Annotated in this window: 16 protein-coding genes; 12 read left to right on the top strand and 4 right to left on the bottom strand. The window is 62.0% G+C overall.

The window, feature by feature from the left end; genetic code table 11:
• Positions 1-16: 16 nt before the first annotated feature.
• A complete protein-coding gene (locus AC0L24_RS17575) occupies positions 17-1,276 on the bottom strand; it encodes a sarcosine oxidase subunit beta (protein WP_127810156.1) in 1,260 nt (419 codons plus the stop codon).
• Between the two features lie 240 nt (positions 1,277-1,516).
• Between AC0L24_RS17575 and AC0L24_RS17570 the strand changes: the two genes are divergently transcribed.
• The 12 genes from AC0L24_RS17570 to AC0L24_RS17515 all read left to right on the top strand — a co-directional run bounded on the left by AC0L24_RS17570 (position 1,517) and on the right by AC0L24_RS17515 (position 16,710).
• On the top strand, positions 1,517-4,003 hold the full coding sequence (locus tag AC0L24_RS17570; RefSeq protein ID WP_127810157.1) for a mechanosensitive ion channel family protein: 2,487 nt from the start codon (positions 1,517-1,519) through the stop codon (positions 4,001-4,003).
• 156 nt (positions 4,004-4,159) lie between these two features.
• Positions 4,160-4,423 carry a hypothetical protein gene (locus AC0L24_RS17565; RefSeq protein ID WP_164748978.1) on the top strand — a complete coding sequence of 88 codons (264 nt, stop codon included), beginning with the start codon at positions 4,160-4,162 and terminating at the stop codon, positions 4,421-4,423.
• Positions 4,424-4,628: 205 nt separating this feature from the next.
• On the top strand, positions 4,629-6,062 hold the full coding sequence (locus AC0L24_RS17560) for a UbiA family prenyltransferase (RefSeq protein ID WP_127330329.1): 1,434 nt from the start codon (positions 4,629-4,631) through the stop codon (positions 6,060-6,062).
• A 2-nt stretch (positions 6,063-6,064) separates the two neighbouring features.
• Positions 6,065-7,417 carry an FAD-binding oxidoreductase gene (locus tag AC0L24_RS17555; protein ID WP_127810158.1) on the top strand — a complete coding sequence of 451 codons (1,353 nt, stop codon included), beginning with the start codon at positions 6,065-6,067 and terminating at the stop codon, positions 7,415-7,417.
• 124 nt (positions 7,418-7,541) lie between these two features.
• Entirely contained in the window at positions 7,542-7,991 is a 450-nt protein-coding gene (locus tag AC0L24_RS17550) for an EamA family transporter (protein ID WP_127397099.1), read from the top strand.
• Positions 7,988-8,995, top strand: a complete 1,008-nt coding sequence (locus tag AC0L24_RS17545) for an NAD-dependent epimerase/dehydratase family protein (protein WP_127810159.1) — start codon at positions 7,988-7,990, stop codon at positions 8,993-8,995. The genes AC0L24_RS17550 and AC0L24_RS17545 overlap by 4 nt, the downstream gene beginning before the upstream one ends.
• A 104-nt stretch (positions 8,996-9,099) precedes the next feature.
• Entirely contained in the window at positions 9,100-10,530 is a 1,431-nt protein-coding gene (locus AC0L24_RS17540; RefSeq protein WP_236383382.1) for an aspartate aminotransferase family protein, read from the top strand.
• A 19-nt stretch (positions 10,531-10,549) separates the two neighbouring features.
• Entirely contained in the window at positions 10,550-11,782 is a 1,233-nt protein-coding gene (locus tag AC0L24_RS17535) for a hypothetical protein (protein ID WP_473564008.1), read from the top strand.
• The gene (locus tag AC0L24_RS17530; RefSeq protein WP_127330317.1) at positions 11,779-12,537 is read left to right on the top strand and encodes an FkbM family methyltransferase; all 759 of its coding nucleotides are present in this window, start codon (positions 11,779-11,781) and stop codon (positions 12,535-12,537) included. Before AC0L24_RS17535 ends, AC0L24_RS17530 begins: the two co-directional genes overlap by 4 nt.
• Before the next feature lie 159 nt (positions 12,538-12,696).
• A complete protein-coding gene (locus tag AC0L24_RS17525) occupies positions 12,697-15,258 on the top strand; it encodes a GcvT family protein (RefSeq protein ID WP_473564007.1) in 2,562 nt (853 codons plus the stop codon).
• Between the two features lie 94 nt (positions 15,259-15,352).
• Complete coding sequence (locus AC0L24_RS17520; RefSeq protein ID WP_127810162.1) at positions 15,353-16,201, top strand: DUF1194 domain-containing protein; 849 nt, start codon at positions 15,353-15,355, stop codon at positions 16,199-16,201.
• Positions 16,202-16,368: 167 nt separating this feature from the next.
• Positions 16,369-16,710, top strand: a complete 342-nt coding sequence (locus tag AC0L24_RS17515) for a peptidase inhibitor family I36 protein (protein WP_023812325.1) — start codon at positions 16,369-16,371, stop codon at positions 16,708-16,710.
• Positions 16,711-16,747: 37 nt separating this feature from the next.
• On the opposite strand, the gene AC0L24_RS17510 is transcribed toward AC0L24_RS17515, so the two are convergent.
• The 3 genes from AC0L24_RS17510 to AC0L24_RS17500 form a co-directional block, all read right to left on the bottom strand.
• A complete protein-coding gene (locus AC0L24_RS17510; RefSeq protein WP_127317913.1) occupies positions 16,748-17,239 on the bottom strand; it encodes a GNAT family N-acetyltransferase in 492 nt (163 codons plus the stop codon).
• Positions 17,236-17,526 (bottom strand): type II toxin-antitoxin system TacA family antitoxin, encoded by a 291-nt coding sequence (locus AC0L24_RS17505; protein ID WP_027034749.1) that lies wholly within the window; start codon positions 17,524-17,526, stop codon positions 17,236-17,238. Before AC0L24_RS17505 ends, AC0L24_RS17510 begins: the two co-directional genes overlap by 4 nt.
• Positions 17,527-17,598: 72 nt before the next feature.
• Positions 17,599-18,537: a GlxA family transcriptional regulator gene (locus tag AC0L24_RS17500; RefSeq protein WP_348625597.1), complete on the bottom strand. Its 939-nt coding sequence runs from the start codon at positions 18,535-18,537 to the stop codon at positions 17,599-17,601.
• Positions 18,538-18,735 lie beyond the last annotated feature (198 nt).

Genomic DNA, 18,735 nt, shown 5'->3' with positions numbered 1-18,735 from the left:
GAACTCTACCTAATGCCTAATGCAGCCGGGGGTTTGCACCCTGGCCCTTGTCGTCGATCACCAGGCCGCGGTGGAAGCGGTCGAGGGTGAAGGGGGCGTTGAGATCGTGCGGCTGGTCCTTGGCGATGGTCCAGGCGAAGCACCAGCCGGAAGCCGGCGTCGCCTTGAAGCCGCCATAGCACCAGCCGCAGTTGAGATACATGCCGGGCAGGGGGCCGGTGGTGATGATCGGCGAGCCGTCCATCGACATGTCGCAGACGCCGCCCCAGGAGCGCAGCATGCGCACGCGCGCAAGGCCCGGAAACAGCGCCAGCATTTCGCTCATCACCTCGTCGACGACAGGCAGATTGCCGCGCTGGGCGTAGCTGTTGTAGCCGTCGATGTCGCCGCCATAGATGAGGCCGCCCTTGTCCGACTGCGACATGTAGAAATGGCCCATGCCGAAGGTGACGACGGTATCGATGAAGGGTTTCAGCGATTCCGTCACGAAGGCCTGCAGCACATGGCTCTCGATCGGCATCGTCTCGATGCCGGCCATCTGCATGACCCGTCCGGTGCTGCCGGCGACCGCCACGGCCACCTTCCTGGCGCGGATGTCGCCGCGCGACGTGGTGACGCCTGATATACGGTCGCCATCGCGCAGAAAGCCGGTGACCTCGCAATTCTCGATGACGTCGACGCCACGCCGGTCGGCGCCACGCGCATAGCCCCAGGCCACCGCATCGTGGCGGGCGGTGCCGGCGCGGCGCTGCATCAAGCCGCCGACCACCGGGAAGCGCGCGCTTTCGGAGACATCGAGCGCCGGGATCAGACGTTTGATCTCAGCTTTCGTCATCAGTTCGGCGTCGACGCCGAGATGGCGCATGGCGTTGCCGCGCCTTGCATAGTCGTCGAACTGGGCCGGCGTGTGCGCTAGGTTCAGGCAGCCGCGCTGCGAGAACATGACGTTGTAGTTGAGCTCATGCGAGAGGTTCTCCCACAGCTTCATCGAGTGTTCGTAGAAGCGGGTGTTGGCCGGCAGCAGGTAGTTCGAGCGCACCGCCGTGGTGTTGCGGCCGACATTGCCGGAACCGAGCCAGCCCTTTTCCACAACGGCGACATTGGTGATGCCGTGTTCCTTGGCAAGATAATAGGCGGTCGCCAGCCCATGACCGCCGCCACCGATGATGATGACGTCATAGGACGCCTTCGGGTCAGGCTTGCGCCATGCCGGCTTCCAATCCTTGTTTCCCTTGAGCGCGTTCGCGAGCAGCGAAAAGGCCGAGTACTCTGCCATTGATGTCATCCGGTTCGGGCGATGCGGCAGACTATAGAGCAGGCCGCACCCGCAAAGCCAATATTGCGCCATCGCCTTTCGACTGGCCGACGCTTGAGATGGATCGATGGGGGTGAGTGATTTGTTGGCGCCAATGATCGGATGGGCTCGCTATACGACGGCTTGCCCCATGATAGGGCCGTCTTTATCAAGGGCAGGCTTTTCAAATTGCCTTTGCCGCAGATGAGTCGCCAACAAATCATGCTTTTCCGATTGCTTCGTCTCATTTTGCTCCTCGCGCTTGTCGTTTCGGCGCCGATGTCGTTCGACGCGGCTGCACAAGGGCTCGGCCAGGCGCCCGCCGGACTGGTCGCCGACCAGCAGAAGATCATCCAGGACCTGACGACCAAGACCGACAATTTCGAGAAGCAGATCCAGCAGGACGCCGAGGAGGATAGCAGCCTTGTCGATATCCGCCTGCAGCTCGAGGAGTTGTCTCGGCAATCGCTGAACAGCGCACTGGCCTTCCGCACGCGTCTTGGCGAGATCAACAGCCGTCTTGAGCAGCTTGGCGCGGCACCTGCGGCGGGCCAGCCGCCGGAGCCCGACATCGTCAGCGGCGAACGCCAGGCGCTGGTGTCGGAAAAGGCCGAGATCAATGCGGTCATCTCGCAGGCCCAGGCCCTGTCGATCCGCATCAGCGGGCTGATCGATAAGATCGGCAATATGCGCAGCGAGTTGTTCCGCAACCTTTTGACCAAACGCTACGTGCTGTCGGATGCGCTGAGCCCGCAGGTGTTCTCCGACGCCCAGGACGAATACACCAATCTGTACAAGGCGGTGTCTTCCTGGCTGAGCTTCGCTTTCAAGTTCAAGTTCCAGGCCATCCTCGCAGCGACCTTCGTGGCGCTCGGGCTGGCGCTGGTGCTGCTGGTCGGCGGCAGGCGGCTGTTCGGGAGGGTGTTCGAAGCCGATCCCTCCAATGAAGACCCGTCCTATCTCAGCCGCTTATCGGTGGCTTTCTGGTCAACCTTGCTGCCAACGCTGGCGGTTGCCGCCTTTCTGGGATCGACGATTTTCTTCTTCAATTATTACAATGTGTTGCGCGGTGATATTGGCCTGTTCCTCAATGCATTGGCGACCGCCATCGGCGTGGTGTTCTGCGTCAACCGGCTGACCAATGCGGCGCTGGAGCCGCGGCTGCCGAACTGGCGCCTTATCCCGGTTGAAACGGGGCCGGCGCGCTGGCTGGTGCGCCTGACCACCGCCATGGCCGTGGTCATCAGCGTCAACACCTTCCTGTCGGTGATCAACGACAAAATGGGCTCGCCGCTGTCATTGACCATTGCCCGCAGTTTCGGCGCAACCATCATCGTCGGCGTCATCCTGATCCTGATGGCGATGCTGAGGCCATTCAAGGCGCGTGATGGAAGTTGGCGGCCGTGGCCGGCATGGCTGCGCTATACGGCGCTTGCACTCGGTCTTTTCACCATCGTCGCGGCGCTGCTTGGTTACATCGGCCTCGCTCTGTTCGTTTCGCTGCAGGTCGTCGTTACCGGCACCGCGCTGATCACCGCCTATATCGGTTTCCTGTCGGCACAGGCGATCGGCGAGGAGGGTGCTTTCGCCAACACGACCGTCGGGCGCTGGCTGTCGGCCAAATCCAGCTACGAGGATACGGCCCTCGACCAGCTAGGCCTTGTCGTCAGCGTTGCCATCAATGTGATGATCGTGCTGGTGTTCCTGCCGCTGATCCTGCTGATGTGGGGTTTCCAGCTGGGCGATATCCAGGCTTGGGCCTACAAGCTCGCAACCGGGATCAACATCGGGTCGGTGACCATTTCGGTGACCGGCATCCTCTCCGGCATCGTCGTCTTCATCATAGGCTATTTCCTGACGCGCTGGTTCCAGGGCTGGCTCGACGGTTCGGTGATGGCGCGTGGCAAGGTCGATACCGGCGTGCGCAACTCGATCAGGCTGGCGGTCGGCTATGCCGGCGTCGCGCTCGCGGCACTGGTCGGGATCTCGGCGGCGGGCATAGACCTGTCCAGCCTGGCGCTGGTCGCCGGCGCTCTTTCCCTCGGTATCGGCTTTGGCCTGCAGAACGTGGTGTCCAATTTCGTTTCCGGCCTGATCCTGTTGGCCGAGCGACCATTCAAGGTGGGCGACTGGATCGTTGCCGGCGATGTCAGCGGCACAGTCAAGAAGATCAGCGTGCGCGCCACCGAGATCGAAACCTTCCAGCGGCAATCGGTGATCCTGCCCAATTCGAACCTGATCAACAACGCCGTCGGCAACTGGACGCACCGCAACAAGCTCGGCCGCGTCGACATCAAGGTCGGCGTCGCTTACGGCAGCGACGTCAAGCAGGTTCATGCCGTCCTGCTGGAGATCGCCCGCAGCCACCCGATGGTGCTGAAGAACCCCGAACCCTTCGTGCTGTTTTCCAATTTCGGCCCTGCCGCCCTGGAATTCGAGATCCGCGTGTTCCTGGCCGATGTGATGAATGGCAACATCGCGCAGAACGACATCCGTTTTGCCGTCCTCGAAAAATTCAGCAGCGAACACATCGAGATGCCCTCGACGCCGCGCGCCGTGGTCGAGGCCCATAAGCCCAAGGCGTGGCCGACAGACGACGACAAGATCGAGGCCGACTTCGCCGAACAGGAGCAGATAAAGGCCGAAGCCGAGGCGGAGAAGAAGCGGCTGGTCAAGTCCCGCAAAACCAAGAAGCCAGATCCGGACTAAGCTGGGACTCCGTCGACCTTGATCCTGCCGGAACCGATTGCGGCATGAATGCGGCATTCAGTTGCGGTTCAGCTTCCATCTCCTATAAGCTCCCATGCAAAGGCGAAATTGCCTTGCGAAATGCAACAGAGGCGGTGGGAACACCGATATTGCACCATGTGGAAGTCTCTCGTCGCTGCCGTCGCCCTGGTCGCCGCCATCGGCTCGGTCCATGCCGCAAGCGCGGTCAACAAGGACGCCGAGACCCGCACGCTGGTCGTGACCGAGGGCGGCAGCAAGACCGACCTCGCGCTGGCTGGTGGCGAAACGGTTGAGTTCTGCCCGAATGGCTGTTTCGTCACCTTGCCGAACGGCGACCTCGAAGCTCTGACCGGTTCGGAAACCATCGAAATCTCGGGCGGCGTCGCCCGAATCAAGTAATTCCGGTTGCATATCTTGAGGGCCGGGCATTTGCTCGGCCTTTTATTGTTTCCGGTAGCAGTTGCTTAACAATGACGCCGGAAATACCGTCACGGCAGCCGTCTGCAACCGGGCGTTTTAACGTTCGCTACGCCATCGCCCGCTATACCAGCCTCAAGACGCCGGAAAGCGGCGCGCAACTCTACGCGGGCAGGGCAGAACGGACATGGATGCGCGGTCGGACAGGAACGCAATACCGCTTGCGGTCGATCTCGACGGCACGCTGATCGCGACCGATCTGTTGTGGGAAGGGCTGTTCATCCTTCTCAAGAAGAACCCGCTCTATATCTTCCTGGTACCGTTCTGGATCGCCGGCGGGCCGGCGCGGCTGAAGCAGGCAATCGCGCAACGCATCGACATCGATCCGGCATCGCTGCCCTATCGCGAAGTGCTGCTTTGCCGCCTCCGGACCGAACACGCCGAGGGCCGCAAGATCGTGCTGGCAACCGGTACGCCGCGCAAGTTCGCCGACGCCATCGCGGCCCATCTCGGCATTTTCGACCAGGTGCTGGCCACCGATGGTCTCGCCAATCTCACCTCGGGCAGGAAGCGCGCTTCGCTGATCGCAGCCTATGGCGATGGCGGTTTCGACTATGCCGGCAACAGCCGTCACGATCTCCAGGTCTTCGATGCAGCGCGCAACGCCATCGTCGTCGCGCCCGACCGCCATGCCGCGCGCTGGCAGGCAGCGCATGGCGCCGAGACGATGCCGGCGCCGAAGCCGACTTTGCGGACCATCGTCAAGATGCTGCGTGTCCATCAGTGGCTGAAGAATTCGCTGATCGCAGTGCCGATGGTGCTCTCGCATGAATATTTCAACACCGACATGATCTGGCAATGCCTGCTGGCATTCGTCTCGTTCAGTGCGGTGGCGTCGGCCATCTATATCCTCAACGATTTCTTCGACCTCGCGCTCGATCGCAAACACCTCACCAAGCGCAACAGGCCGTTCGCCAGCGGTGCGCTGTCGATCCCGTTCGGACTTGGCGCAATCGCGGTGCTTCTGGCGATCGGCATCGGCACCGGGCTGTTCCTGTCGCCCGAATTCATGGCTGTGCTCGGCGGCTATATGGTCGTCACGACGGCCTATTCGCTGTCGTTCAAGCGCATGCTGCTGGTCGATGTGCTGACACTCGCCGGCCTCTACACGATCCGCGTCCTGGCCGGTGCGGCGGCGACCGGCGTCGACGTCTCGTTCTGGCTACTGGCCTTCTCTATCTTCTTCTTCCTGTCGCTGGCGCTGGTGAAGCGCTTCGTCGAACTGCGCACCACCGCCATTCCGCCTGGCGAGCGCATTGCCGGCCGCGGCTATCGCACCGAAGACCAGGAGATCGTCGCCCAGGCCGGCATGGCTTCGGCCTTCTCCTCGGCGCTGGTGCTGGCGCTCTACATGGACAGTGTCGCGGTGCGCGAGCTCTATCCGCATCCATGGCTGATCTGGCCGCTGGCACCGATCGTGCTTTATCTCACCATGCGCGTCTGGATCCTGGCGCGCCGCAACGAGATGCATGACGATCCGGTCGTCTTCATCATCCGCGACTGGCGCAGCCAGATCGTTGTGCTGATCGGTGCAGTGATGCTGGTCATCGGGGGCTGGTAGGCATGGCCACTGAGCGGTTCCCGAGCTTTGGCCTTGCTACGCCGCCGGCGCCGCGCGCCATCGGTGCCGACGAGGCTATCTCGCTGCTGAAGGGCGGTCAGGCCAAGCCAGCGTCACTGCTTGCCTATGGCAATGGCCGCTCCTACGGCGATTCCTGCCAGAACGCGGCCGGCGCGGTCGTCGACATGCGCTCGCTGAACCGGATTCGTGCCTTCAACGCCGAAACCGGTGTTCTCGAGGCGGATGCCGGCGTGCTGTTGTCCGACATCATCGCCCACGCTGCCCCACACGGCTTCTTCCCGGCGGTTGTGCCCGGCACCCAATTCGTCACGCTGGGTGGCGCCATCGCAAACGACGTGCATGGCAAGAACCATCATCGGCGCGGGACATTCGGCTGCCATGTCGAGAGCTTCACGCTGCTCAGGTCCGACGGAAAGACCCACCGCTGCTCGGCATCGGACAATGCGCGGCTGTTTGCGGCAACGATCGGCGGCATGGGGCTGACCGGCCTCATCCTGTCGGCCTCGATCCGGCTGATGCGGGTGCATTCGCTCGACATCGTCGAAAAGGCGACCCCGTTTCGCGATCTCTACGAATTCTTCGGTTTGGCCGAGGCGGCCGATCAAGCCAATGAATATGCGGTCGCCTGGATCGACCAGTTGGCCGATGGCCGCAACAGCGGTCGCGGCCTGCTGTTCACTGGTAATCACGCCGAGCACGGCTCGCATGCCGCCTCGCGCGCCGGTGGCAATTTCTCGGTGCCGGTCCAGCCGCCATTCAATGTGCTCAACCGGCCGTTCCTGACCGCCTTCAACGCTGCCTACAGGTGGAGGAAGAGCCGGGCAACGGTGCCGCGCCAGGCCGGATATCAGGGCTTCTTCTTCCCGCTCGACGGCGTGCGCGACTGGAACCGGCTTTATGGGCCGAAAGGGCTTTTCCAGCACCAGAGCGTGGTGCCGGAAGAGACGGCGCGCGAGGCCGTGCCGGCATTGCTGGCGGCTGCAAGGCAAGCAGGGCAGGGCTCGTTCCTCACCGTGCTGAAGCGCTTTGGCTCCATCCGCTCGCCGGCACTGCTGTCGTTCCCGCGCCCTGGCTACACGCTGACGCTGGATTTCCCCAACAGGGGTGCCGCGACACTGACATTGCTGCGGGAACTCGACCGCATCACGGTCGAGGCCGGCGGCGCGGTCAATCCATACAAGGACGCCCGCATGGCCGCCGAGATATTCGCCTCGTCCTTTCCCGAATGGCAGCGGCTGGAAGCGCTCCGCGACCACGCCTTCATGTCTGACTTCTGGGCGCGCACCGCGAAGAGGTTGGATGCGCGACGAGGCTCGGTCGAGGCGGCCGAATAGATAAAACTCGAATAATTCCTGGTTAATTGATGCTTAATAACGCGATTTACTCAAAATATTGTTGGGACTTCACCAAATGTTTGCGGGTTTGTAATAGCAAGCGTGAAGGGGTGGCTTGGAACACATGAAATACATCGTCTTCATTCTCTTTACAGTCATGACCAATGCCGCCGCGCAGCTGATGCTGAAGCAAGGCATGATGTCGCTCGGGCCGATCTCGTTCGAGGGCGTCAATCCGCTCGTCAAGTTGCTGCAGATCGTTTTCAGCCCCTGGGTGTTCCTTGGCCTGTGTACCTTCGTCATCTCGATGGCATCGCATCTCTATGTGCTGTCCAAGGTCGAGCTCTCCTTCGCCTATCCGTTCCTCAGCCTCGCCTATGTTGCCGTCGCCATCTTCGCTTATTTCGTCTTCCGCGAGGACCTCAATGGCTGGCGCATCGCCGGCATCGCCTTCATCTGCGTCGGCACGGTGCTGATCGCCCAAAGTGGCCGGGATTTGGGCGAGCGAGGGCATGAAGACCAGACGGCTTCCATCACGCCTGACAAGATCCAAGCAAACGAGACTGTTCGATGAGACATGTGATTTTCGGCGGCGACGGTTTCGTCGGCCGCCATCTCGCCCCGAAACTTGTGGCCGATGGTGAAGAGGTCGTCGTCGCCGATATCGTCAAAAGCGACCTGCCGCATTACCGCACTGTCCGCTTTGTCCAGTGCGACGTCACCGATCCTGCATCGGTCGCGGCGGTTGGGCTGAAGGCCGACGACATGGTCTATAATCTGTCGGCCAAGATGCTGTCGCCGATCCAGGTGCGCGCCAAGCGGCACGATTTCTTCTTCCCGGTGAATTTTCATGGGACCGAGCACATCATGCAGGCCATGGACAGAGCCGGTGCGTCAAAACTCGTCCACTACACGACCGACATGATCTACGGCCACACGGTCACGCAGCCGATGACCGAGGAGCACCCGGTGGCGCCGCTGGGCGAATATGGCTGGTCGAAGCAGAAGACAGAGGAGCTTGCCGCCGAATGGCGCAAGCGCGGCATGTCGATCTCGCTGTTTCGCCCGCGACTGATCATCGGCCCCGGCCGGCTCGGCATTCTGGAGAAACTGTTCAAGCTGATCGACTGGAATTTTCCGGTGCCGATGATCGGTTCGGGCAGGAACCCCTATCAGTTCATCTCGGTGTTCGACTGTGCCGAGGCCGCGCGCGCGGCCTGGAAGGCCGGTGTGCCTAATGAGGCCTATAATCTGGGTTCGCTCAACCCGCCGCCGGTCAAGAAATTGCTCGGCGATCTGATCAGGCATGCCGGCTCGAAATCGATCCTGATCCCGACACCGGGCTGGGCGGTCAAGCGCACGCTGGACCTGCTCGACCTCTTGAACATGCCGATCATGGACCCGGAACAGTATCTGATCGCCGACGAGGACTGCGTGCTCGACGTGTCCAAGGCCGGGCGTCAGCTCGGCTGGGTGCCGCAATATCGCGACGAGGACATGCTGATCGCCGCCTACAGCGAGTACCGCGCAAAGAAAGCCGGTCACGCCGTCGCCACCAAACATGTGCCCGCCGAATAGCGGCTCGCAAAACAGCTTTCGTTGCGCTCGATCCTGGTCGTGCGTGCAGACAGGAGATTGAAATGACCGTCATGGCCAAGCCCGAACAGACCAATTTGCGCACCATGGTCAGCGCGCCGTCGCTGTCGCCCGCCACCATCGCCAAGCCCGATTTGATCAGCGTCGAGCAGGCCAAGGCGATGGACGTTGCCCGCATGACCGACCTGTTCAAGGCGCATCTCAACCCCGGCCAGCTGCACTTCATGAAGCTGCTCGGCTTCCACAAGATCAAGATCGAGCGTGCCGAAGGTATGTTCTACATCGACCAGAACGGCCGCAAGATCCTCGACTTCTTCGGCGGCTTCGGTTCGCTGGCCTTTGGCCACAATCATCCGCGCATCCTGGAAGCACGCAAGAAATTCCAGGAAGAGAAGCGCCAGGAAATCGCCATCGCCTTCATGTCGCAATATGCGGCAGCGCTTGCGCACAACATCGCCAAATGCTCGCCCGGCGATCTCGACATGGTATTTTTGGGCTCGTCCGGTTCGGAAGCGATGGAAGCGGCGGTGAAGCTCGCCGAGCGCGCGGCCGGTCCGAAGCGGCCGAAGATCGTCTATGCCGAGAATTCCTTCCACGGCAAGACCAAAGGCGTGCTGGGCATCACCGACGGGCAGCTTTACCGCGCGGACTTCAAGGTGGCCGAAAACACGGTCCGCATCCCGTTTGCCGACATCGAGGCGGTCGAGCGCCTGTTCCGCTCCGATCCGGAGGTCGGGGTCATCGTGCTTGAAACCATCCAGGGCGGTGGCGGCATCATTCAGGCGCCGGCCGAATATTGGCAGAAGCTGCGCGCACTGTGCGACCAGTATGGCGTGTTGTGGGTCGCCGACGAAGTGCAGTGCGGCTATGGCCGGTCAGGCCGCTTCTATGCTTTCGAGCATTACGGCGTCATTCCCGATGTGACGGCGCTGGCCAAATCGCTTGGCGCGGGCAAGGCCGCGGTCGGCGCGATGATCGCGCGGCGCGAGGTTTATATGAAGGCCTATGGCACGCCGAAAACGGCGATGATCCATGCCATGGCGACCTTCGGCGGCATGGGCGAGGCCTGCGTCACCTCGATCGAGGGGCTCAACGTGCTCTACGACGAGGGGCTGATCGACAATGCCGCCGTCACCGGCGACTATTTGCTGCAGCGCCTGCAGGCGCTCAGGGAAAAGTACCCGAAGATCATCAAGGAGGTGCGCGGCAAGGGTTTTATGATCGGCCTGGAGTTCCACGACTTCTCGCAGACCTTGCCGATGGTGCTGCGGCCGATCGTCAGCGTGCTCGACGACAAGCTGAAGGGTTCGCTGTCGGGCTTCATCGGGGCGCTGCTGCTGCGCGACTACGATGTGCTGGTCGCCTTCACCGAATACAACCGCAACGTCATCCGGCTCGAGCCGCCGCTGATCTGCCAGCGCGAGCATGTCGACCGCTTCGTCGATGCCTTCGACAGCCTGCTGTCGCGCGGCATCGTGGGAATCGTGAAGGATTTCGTCAAAAGCCAGGTCCGTTAAGCGCTCGCTGGATACAACGATGCTGACCAAGTCGCCCGCTCCACAAAACCCAGTCGACCGGCTCACCGAGCCCGTTCTGACGTGGGGCGAGGGGACTTATGCGCGGCTGGCAGCACCGATCGGCGCGGCGGCTTTCGCGCTTTACATTCTTTTTACAGCGTTCACCGCCTGGGTGATGCCAGACGCCAACTGGGACATGCTGCCCTATCTCGCTATATCGGAGGAAAGCACCTATCCCGATGCCCAGGCGCTGCATGACTATGCCTACAGCACTGTCAAATCAGGCGTGTCCGCAGGCGACTATAAGGCGCTGACCGACGATGGCGGCGGCTTCCGCAGCCACATGGCGCAGAATGCGGCCGACTTCCATTCCCTGCTTGGCATGTACCGGATCAAGTTCCTCTATGCCGAGATACTGTCGACGATGAGCGCGGTGATGTCGCCGGTCGAGGCGATGCGCCTGGTCTCAGTGTTCTCGGTTCTGCTGTTCGGCGCGATCGCCCTGATGTGGCTGCGCTCCGAGGGGGCACTGGCCTTGGCGCCTGTGGTCGGCGCGGTGCTGATCATGGCCGATTTCGGCGATGCGGCGCGCGCCTCGACGCCGGATCTGCTCACGTCGACGCTGTTGCTGGGTGGACTTTACGCCTATGTCCGCGGCCGCGAGGTGGCGACCGCGATCCTGCTCTTCCTCGCCTTCATGGTGCGCCCGGACATTATTGTTTTCCTTTCTGTTTTTGCCGTGCTGCTGGTTGCGTTCCGGCAGAAGGCGTGGGGCGCGCTGGCCGGCTTCGCCGCTTCCTTCGTCGCCTATTTCGCCATTTCGCACTGGGCGCATCATCCAGGCTGGTGGCCGCATTTGTGGTTCTCCAGCATTGAGCAGCATTACAATATGGACGGGTTCGAACCGCCATTCTCGGTCACCGCCTATCTCAGGGCGTTTGCCGCCTCGCTGCTGCGCGCCGTCAGCCTGAACAGCTGGGCCGGCGTGTCGGTGCTGGCACTGGCCGGCTGGTTTGCCGCCGCCCGCGCCGGCTTCCGCCTCGACCGCCGCGCCGGCATTCTGTTTGCGGCACTGGTGCTCGGCGCGCTGGCGAAGTTCACCGTCTTTCCGATCCACGACACGCGCATCTATTTCCCGCATCTGATCCCGCCATTCCTGCTGCTGGCGACGCCGTTCATGGCGCTGTGGGCAGCCGCGGCTCGTGGCCAGAATCGCGCGCCCTTGCCAATCATTCCCGGAGACAAGCCATGAGTTCGCTATCCAGCCTGGCGCGCGTTGCCCTGTCGCTTGGTCTTCCAAGTGGTGTTCTCGATCGCGGGCCGTCGCTGCGCGGCACGAAGTTCCTGGCCAGGGCGGCGCTGAAGGCGCGATTTGGTGGGGCAGGGCGACCGTTCCAGATGGTCAATGTCGGTGCCTGCGACGGTGCGCTGTTCGACGATGTGACGCCGTGGCTGCACCGCATAGCTGGCGCACGCGCGATGCTGGTCGAGCCGATCCCGTACAATCAGAAACGACTGCGCGCCAACTACCCCGACACCAGCCGGTTCATCATCGAGCCGGTGGCGGTGACGAAGACAAAGGGCACGATCACCGTCCACACTTTCGATGCCGCCGCACTCGAGGCCGGCGCGCTGCCGATCGAGTTCATCGGCTGCTCGTCGGTCACCGACACCAATCTGATGTCGGGCAAGAATGCCTGGGGCGAGGCCGACACCAACTTCAACAAGTTCGCGCCGCATCTCAGGGACATCGAGGTGCCATCCGAGACCTTGCAGACGCTGCTCGACCGCAACGGCATCACCCATATCGACGCCTTTCTCGTCGATTGCGAGGGCGCCGACTGGATCGTCTTCGAACAGCTCGACCTCAAGCGCTACCGTCCCGGCATGATCAAGGTCGAGGTCGGCGCGCTGCCGGCTGCCGAGATCGGCCAGGTTGTGGTCAAGCTGAAGACAGCAGGTTATCAGGTCGGCTTCCAGGCCGAAGACGTCTGGGCGTTTGCTTGAGTTAGCGTCCACCTCGAAAAGCGAACCGTCCAAGGCGCCCGACAGGAAGCATTCTGCCGTCTGGTCGCTCGGCTTTTTGCCAATGTCGCAAACAGGCTTCAATCGTGCTGCTGCTCCGCCTTATAGTCCGCACGCTTTATCACTTTGGAGTCGCGGGCAATGGCAGAGTTTCCGAAAAAGGCGAAGGTCGTCATCGTCGGCCTGGGCGGTATCGTCGGCGCATCGATCGCCCATCACCTGATCGAACGCGGCTGGGATGACATTGTCGGCATCGACAAATCGGGCATCCCGACCGACATCGGCTCGACGGCGCACGCCTCCGACTTCTGCTACACGACCAGCCACGATTTCCTGTCGTGCTGGACGACGCTCTACTCCATCGATTTCTACGAGAAGATGGGCCACTACGCGCGCATCGGCGGCCTTGAGGTCGCGCGCGTCGGCGACGACGGCCGCATGGAGGAGATCAAGCGCAAGATCGCCTCGGCCAAGGCGTTTGGCACGCGCGCCCGCCTGATCGAGCCGGCCGAGATCAAGGAGAAATTTCCACTCATCGAAGAAGCGATTGTCCAGGGTGGCCTTTGGGATCCCGATGCCGGTCTGGTCATCCCGCGCTCGCAGACGGTCGCCGGCAAGCTGGTCGATCAGGCGGAAGCGTCCGGCAAGCTCAAATCCTTCGCCAACACGTCGGCTCGGTCGCTTGTCGTCAAGGACGGCCGCATATCAGGCGTGGTGACGGACCGCGGCACCATTGAGGCCGACTATGTCGTCGTCTGCGCCGGGATCTGGGGCCGGCTGATTGCGGAAATGGTGGGCGAAGACCTGCCGGTCATGCCGATCGACCATCCGCTGACCTTCTTCGGCCCCTACAACGAGTTCGCCGGCACGGGCAAGGAGATCGGCTGGCCGCTGCTGCGCGACCAGGGCAATTCGGCCTATATGCGCGACACCGGCGATCCCAAGACCGCCGAGGGCGGGCAGATCGAGTGGGGTTACTACGAAGAGACCAATCCGCGCCTTTGCCATCCGCGCGACCTGCTTGAGAAGGATCAGGCGCGGCTTTCGCCCTCACAGCGCGACCTAGACATGGAGCAGATCCTGGCACCGCTCGAACGCGCCATGGAACTGACGCCGATCCTCGGCGAACTCGGCTATAACGAGAGCCATTCCTTCAACGGGCTTCTCCAGGTGACGGCTGATGGCGGCCCGTCCATGGGCGAAAGCCAGAAGGTGCGGGGCCTTTGGTATGCCGTCGCCATCTGGGTCAAGGACGGTCCCGGCATGGGCAAGCTGATCGCCGACTGGATGACCGACGGCCGCACCGCGATCGATCACCATGCCATCGACTATGCACGGTTCTATCCGCACCAGACCAAGGAGCAATTCATCTGGGATCGCTGCACCGAGACCGCGATGAAGGTCTACAATCCGGCGGTGCATCCGCGCGAGCCGTTCTCCAAGGCCCGCAATATCAGGCGCTCGCCGTTCTGGGAGCGCGAGAAGGAACTTGGCGGTTATTTCATGGAGCTCGGCGGCTGGGAGCGCGCCCACGGCTATGCCGCCAACGAGCACCTTTTGGAGAAATACGGCAACCGCGTGCCGGTGCGCGAGAATGAGTGGGACAACCGCCATTTCTGGCGCGTCTCCAATGCCGAACATCTCGCGATGAGCGAGGATTGCGGCATCGTCAACCTGTCGCATTTCGCCATGTATGACATCGAAGGTCCCGACCATGTCGCGCTGCTGGAATGGCTGTGCGCGGCCAAGATCGGCGGCGACAACAACATCGGCAAGGGCATCTACACCCACTTCCTCGACGAGGAAGGCATGGTGCGGGCCGACTTTACCGTCATCCGCATGGCTGACCGCTGTCGTTTGATCGACGGCGCGGACGCCGGTCCGCGCGACTTCCAGTACATGCGCCGCACGGCACAGGACAAAGGCTTCGACGTTACTATCACCGACGTGACCGAGAAATACGTCACTATCGGCATCTGGGGGCCGAACGCCCGGGCGACCTTGCAGAAGGTGGTCGAAAATCCGGACGGGCTCTCTGTTGAGAACTTCCCATTCGCGGCAATCAAGCCGGTCCGGATCGGCGGCAAGGATGTCACCGCTTTCCGCATCTCCTATGTCGGCGAGCAGGGCTGGGAGCTGCATATACGCTACGAGGACGGCCTGGCCGTCTGGGACGCCTTGCGCTCGACCGGCGTGATGCCCTTCGGCGTTGAGACCTATGCCAACACGCGCCGCATGGAGAAGAGTCTGCGCCTGCAGAACGCCGACCTTTTGACCGAGTACAATCTGCTCGAAGCGGACCTCGCTCGTCCAAAGGTCAAGGAGAACGATTTCTGCGGCAAGGCCAAGCATGTCGAATACCGCGCTCGCGAGCACCAGCCGGCCATGCTGTGCACGCTGGTGATGACCGAGAATGTCGATGCAAAGGGCGTGGCCCGCTATCCGGTCGGCACGATGCCGGTGATGGACCCGAAGACCGGCGAAACGCTGGTAGACGAACTCGGCCGGCGGTCTTTCACCACCTCGATGGCCTATGGTCCGACCATTGGCAAGAATATCGGTCTTGCCTATCTGCCGTGGGCGTACGCCCAAGAAGGCCGCAAGCTCACGATCGAGTATTTCGGCGAGACCTATCCGGTCGAAGTGGCTGCTGTCGGCTACAAGCCGCTCTACGATCCGGAGAATTTGAAGCCGCGCAGTTGATTGCAGGCAGGCGCAAAGGGCATGAAGGCAAAAGCCTGGCCATCGGCCGGGCTTTTCTCTTTTTAAGCCGACGGTTTTCGCTTACCCTTGCGGAATGTCTGCTTTTGCCTGTGCTAGACATTTGCTTTCGGGCTGTGCCGCGTTCGCGCTGACGCTTTGGTTGGCGCCGGCGTCCCTTGCTGACGAGCCCGTCGATGTCGAGCTGGTGCTGGCCGTCGATGTATCGCTGTCGATGTCACCGGAAGAGCTCGAGATCCAGCGTCATGGCTACGCAGCGGCGCTGACGCACGACAATGTGCTGCAAGCCATTGCCGATGGGGCCTATGGCAAGATCGCCGTTACCTACGTCGAATGGGCCGGCACCACCTGGCAGCGCGTCATCGTGCCGTGGACGGTGATCGCCAGCCGCACCGACGCCGAGCGCGTGGTCGCGCAGTTGTCGGCGCAGCCGCCCAATAGCGCGCGGCGCACCTCGATCTCCGGAGCGCTGGAGTTCGGCAACGACCTGTTCGCCGAAAGCGGCTACCGGGGCACGAAGCGGGTCATCGACATTTCGGGCGACGGCCCCAACAACCAGGGTGCGCCGGTCAATCTGACCCGCGACGGGCTGATCAAGCAAGGCATCGTCATCAATGGCCTGCCGCTGATGACGCGAGGCGGTTTTTCCGGCGCCTACGACGTCAGCAATCTCGATCGCTACTACAGCGACTGCGTCATTGGTGGTCCCGGAGCCTTCATGATCCCGGTCAATGACTGGACGCAGTTTCCCGAAGCCATTCGCCGCAAGCTGGTGCTGGAACTCGCCGGTCCGGCCTCGCCGCAATGGGCGGCGGAAGAAGCCGCGCATCCGCCGGTGATATTAGCGCAGGAGAGGTCCACCACCGACTGTCTGGTCGGTGAGAAAATGTGGCGAAACCGCAGTTGGATGTTCGACAGCCGCTAAAGCTCTTCTCCGTTGAGCGTGATCTTTGGCCGAACCGGCTCCCATTCTTGCCCCGCTGCCTACCTGTTCGGGCTTACGCTCCAGGCTTGCCTCCGCTACCGAAGCAGTGGCAAACTGGGCGGGCCGCGTGATCCAGCCAGGAGCGCGGCCAAACCGAGGAAACACCGATGAGACGTCTTGCCATCCTGACCGCAGTCGCGTCTGTGCTTTATGCCGACGTCGCCAGCGCCCAATACAACCAGGCTGCCTGCATCATGTTCGAGAACGGGAATTTTCGCGGGCGGTCCATCGGCATGGGTGCCGAGGATTCCGTAAATTTTCGTGGCGGCCAGTTTTGGAATGACCGTGTGTCGTCGGTGATCGTTCGCCGCGGCTGCACGCTCGTGGCCTATGAGGATTCTCGGATGGGCGGCCGCTCGATCGAGATCACGCGCAGGATCCGCAATTTGGGCGGCAGTGACTGGAACGACCGTATCTCCTCGGCGGAATGCACCTGCGACGACTACTGAGGTTCAGGCGGCGGAGCGCAGACCGATTACGTGTGCCTCAAAGGTTCCGTAAATCCTTTACAAGCACATAGAGGTGTAGCGGGTCGGTTGGGGATTGAATGAAACCATAACGCTCGTAAAAGGCGCGGGCGTTGTGATCCTTGGCATGTACGGTCACCGCGCGGATGCCTGCAATGTCAGCCGCCTGCAGGCTGCGCAGGATGGCATCGCGCAGCATTCCGCCGCCAACGCCTTTGCCCTGCCAGTTCAGGCTGACCGCGAGACGCGCCAGCAGCATTATCGGAACCGGATGGCGCGCAAGGCCTTTCGTCAACCGCTCGGGCGCACCATCATAGGCGACTTCACCAACCACGAGCGTATAGAAGCCGACCACATCTTCGCCGGAGAGACCAATATAGGTTTGCGAAGCATTTGCTTGCTGGTTTTGAAGTGCGTACCTGGCGAGAAACCTGTTGAGCGGCAGTTCGCCGCAATCGAACACATCCACCAGATGCGTGCGAGCCAGTTTCTCGATACGAAACCGGCTCACGCTGGATCGCGGCCGGAAAAGATGCTCGGTTCACTCAGCAGGCGCTTCAGGCGCGGAAGATCTCGCGTGGGGGCATCCAGCGCCGCCATGAACGCAGCCCATTTTTCTGCGTCGAGGGAGAAGCTGTGTCGGTCCGCCAGTGTTTCCTCGGCGCGCCCAAGTGCACTTTCAAGGACAAAATCACTCAGCGAACGGCGTTCAACGGCGGCTGCGGTCGCGAGCGTCCGCTTTGCTTCGACGGTAAGACGCAAGTCCAGTTTTTCGGATCGAGTCGTTCTCGTGGTCATGTGACACCTTTCGACATAAGGATATCACATTTTGCCAGACAATGTCATGACAATTCTCTAAGGGATATCGGATCAGGCCGCCAGCAGCTGCTTGCGGTCGACGCGCTCCTGTTGCGGCGAGCGGGCGTAGAGTTCTCGGTAGCATTTGGAGAAATGCGAGGCCGAGACGAAGCCGCAGGCGACCGCCACCTCGACCACCGGCATCGACGACTGGATCAGCAGATGTCGGGCGCGGTCGAGCCGGATTTCCAGATAATAGCGGGCGGGGGAGCGGCCCATCTCGGTGCGGAACAGCCGTTCGATCTGGCGGCGCGACAGGTCGACATGGTCGGCGATCTCGATCAGTGACAGCGGCTCCGACAGATTGCCCTCCATCAGTTCGATGATGGTCAGCACTTTCGAGTTCTGGACGCCGAGGCGGGCGCGAAGTGGCAGGCGCTGGCGGTCGGTTGGGCTGCGCACGCGGTCGGTCAGCACCTGCTCGCAGACGCGGTTGACGAGGTTCTCGTCAAAGTCGTCGCCGATCAGCTTCAGCATCATGTCGAGTGCGGCGGTGCCACCGGCGCAGGTGTAGATGTTCTGGTCGATCTCGAAGAGGTCGGCAAAGACGTTGGCCTTCGGGAACGCTTCGGAAAAGCCCGGCAGGTTCTCCCAGTGGATGGCGCAGCGCTTGTTGGACAGAAGCCCGGCGGCGGCGAGGATATGCGCGCCGGTGCACAGGCCGCCGACGGCGACGCCGCGATTGTATTCCTCGCGCAGCCAGGCGAAGGCGGACTTGTTCTGATAGCGCTCGACATTGATGCCGCTGCAGACGATGGCCATGTTCGGCCGGTCGGGGCCTGCCATCTTCTTGCGCTCGTCCTCGAGCGAGGTGTTGACCGCGCATTCGACCCCGTTCGAGGCGCGCACCGGCTTGCCGTCGATGCTGGCGAGGCGCCAGCGATAGGCCTCGTAGCCGAGCATGCGATTGGCCGAGCGCAGCGGGTCGAGCGCGGTTGCAAAAGCGATCATGGTGAAATCGGGAATAAGGAAGAATACAAACGATCGCTTGATCGGATGCTTTACGGCGTTCAAGGGAACCTCACACAGCCACGGCGCGAACAGGATGTCGCGAATAGCATAGCGACATCAGGAAAAACCATGTCTGTCAATGGCTACGCCGCTACGACAAGATTAAATTTGCGACATGGGTCGCAAATGGGCAATCGG

It is taken from the genome of Mesorhizobium sp. WSM4809, from assembly GCF_055811655.1.
This window is presented reverse-complemented; position numbering and strand designations above follow the sequence as displayed.

Bases quoted from the DNA above. Each gene is read 5' to 3' on its own strand.
- AC0L24_RS17575 (WP_127810156.1), bottom strand. From the start codon at position 1,276: ATGGCAGAGTACTCGGCCTTTTCGCTGCTCGCGAACGCGCTCAAGGGA.
- AC0L24_RS17570 (WP_127810157.1), top strand. From the start codon at position 1,517: ATGCTTTTCCGATTGCTTCGTCTCATTTTGCTCCTCGCGCTTGTCGTT.
- AC0L24_RS17565 (WP_164748978.1), top strand. From the start codon at position 4,160: ATGTGGAAGTCTCTCGTCGCTGCCGTCGCCCTGGTCGCCGCCATCGGC.
- AC0L24_RS17560 (WP_127330329.1), top strand. From the start codon at position 4,629: ATGGATGCGCGGTCGGACAGGAACGCAATACCGCTTGCGGTCGATCTC.
- AC0L24_RS17555 (WP_127810158.1), top strand. From the start codon at position 6,065: ATGGCCACTGAGCGGTTCCCGAGCTTTGGCCTTGCTACGCCGCCGGCG.
- AC0L24_RS17550 (WP_127397099.1), top strand. From the start codon at position 7,542: ATGAAATACATCGTCTTCATTCTCTTTACAGTCATGACCAATGCCGCC.
- AC0L24_RS17545 (WP_127810159.1), top strand. From the start codon at position 7,988: ATGAGACATGTGATTTTCGGCGGCGACGGTTTCGTCGGCCGCCATCTC.
- AC0L24_RS17540 (WP_236383382.1), top strand. From the start codon at position 9,100: ATGGTCAGCGCGCCGTCGCTGTCGCCCGCCACCATCGCCAAGCCCGAT.
- AC0L24_RS17535 (WP_473564008.1), top strand. From the start codon at position 10,550: ATGCTGACCAAGTCGCCCGCTCCACAAAACCCAGTCGACCGGCTCACC.
- AC0L24_RS17530 (WP_127330317.1), top strand. From the start codon at position 11,779: ATGAGTTCGCTATCCAGCCTGGCGCGCGTTGCCCTGTCGCTTGGTCTT.
- AC0L24_RS17525 (WP_473564007.1), top strand. From the start codon at position 12,697: ATGGCAGAGTTTCCGAAAAAGGCGAAGGTCGTCATCGTCGGCCTGGGC.
- AC0L24_RS17520 (WP_127810162.1), top strand. From the start codon at position 15,353: ATGTCTGCTTTTGCCTGTGCTAGACATTTGCTTTCGGGCTGTGCCGCG.
- AC0L24_RS17515 (WP_023812325.1), top strand. From the start codon at position 16,369: ATGAGACGTCTTGCCATCCTGACCGCAGTCGCGTCTGTGCTTTATGCC.
- AC0L24_RS17505 (WP_027034749.1), bottom strand. From the start codon at position 17,526: ATGACCACGAGAACGACTCGATCCGAAAAACTGGACTTGCGTCTTACC.
- AC0L24_RS17500 (WP_348625597.1), bottom strand. From the start codon at position 18,537: ATGATCGCTTTTGCAACCGCGCTCGACCCGCTGCGCTCGGCCAATCGC.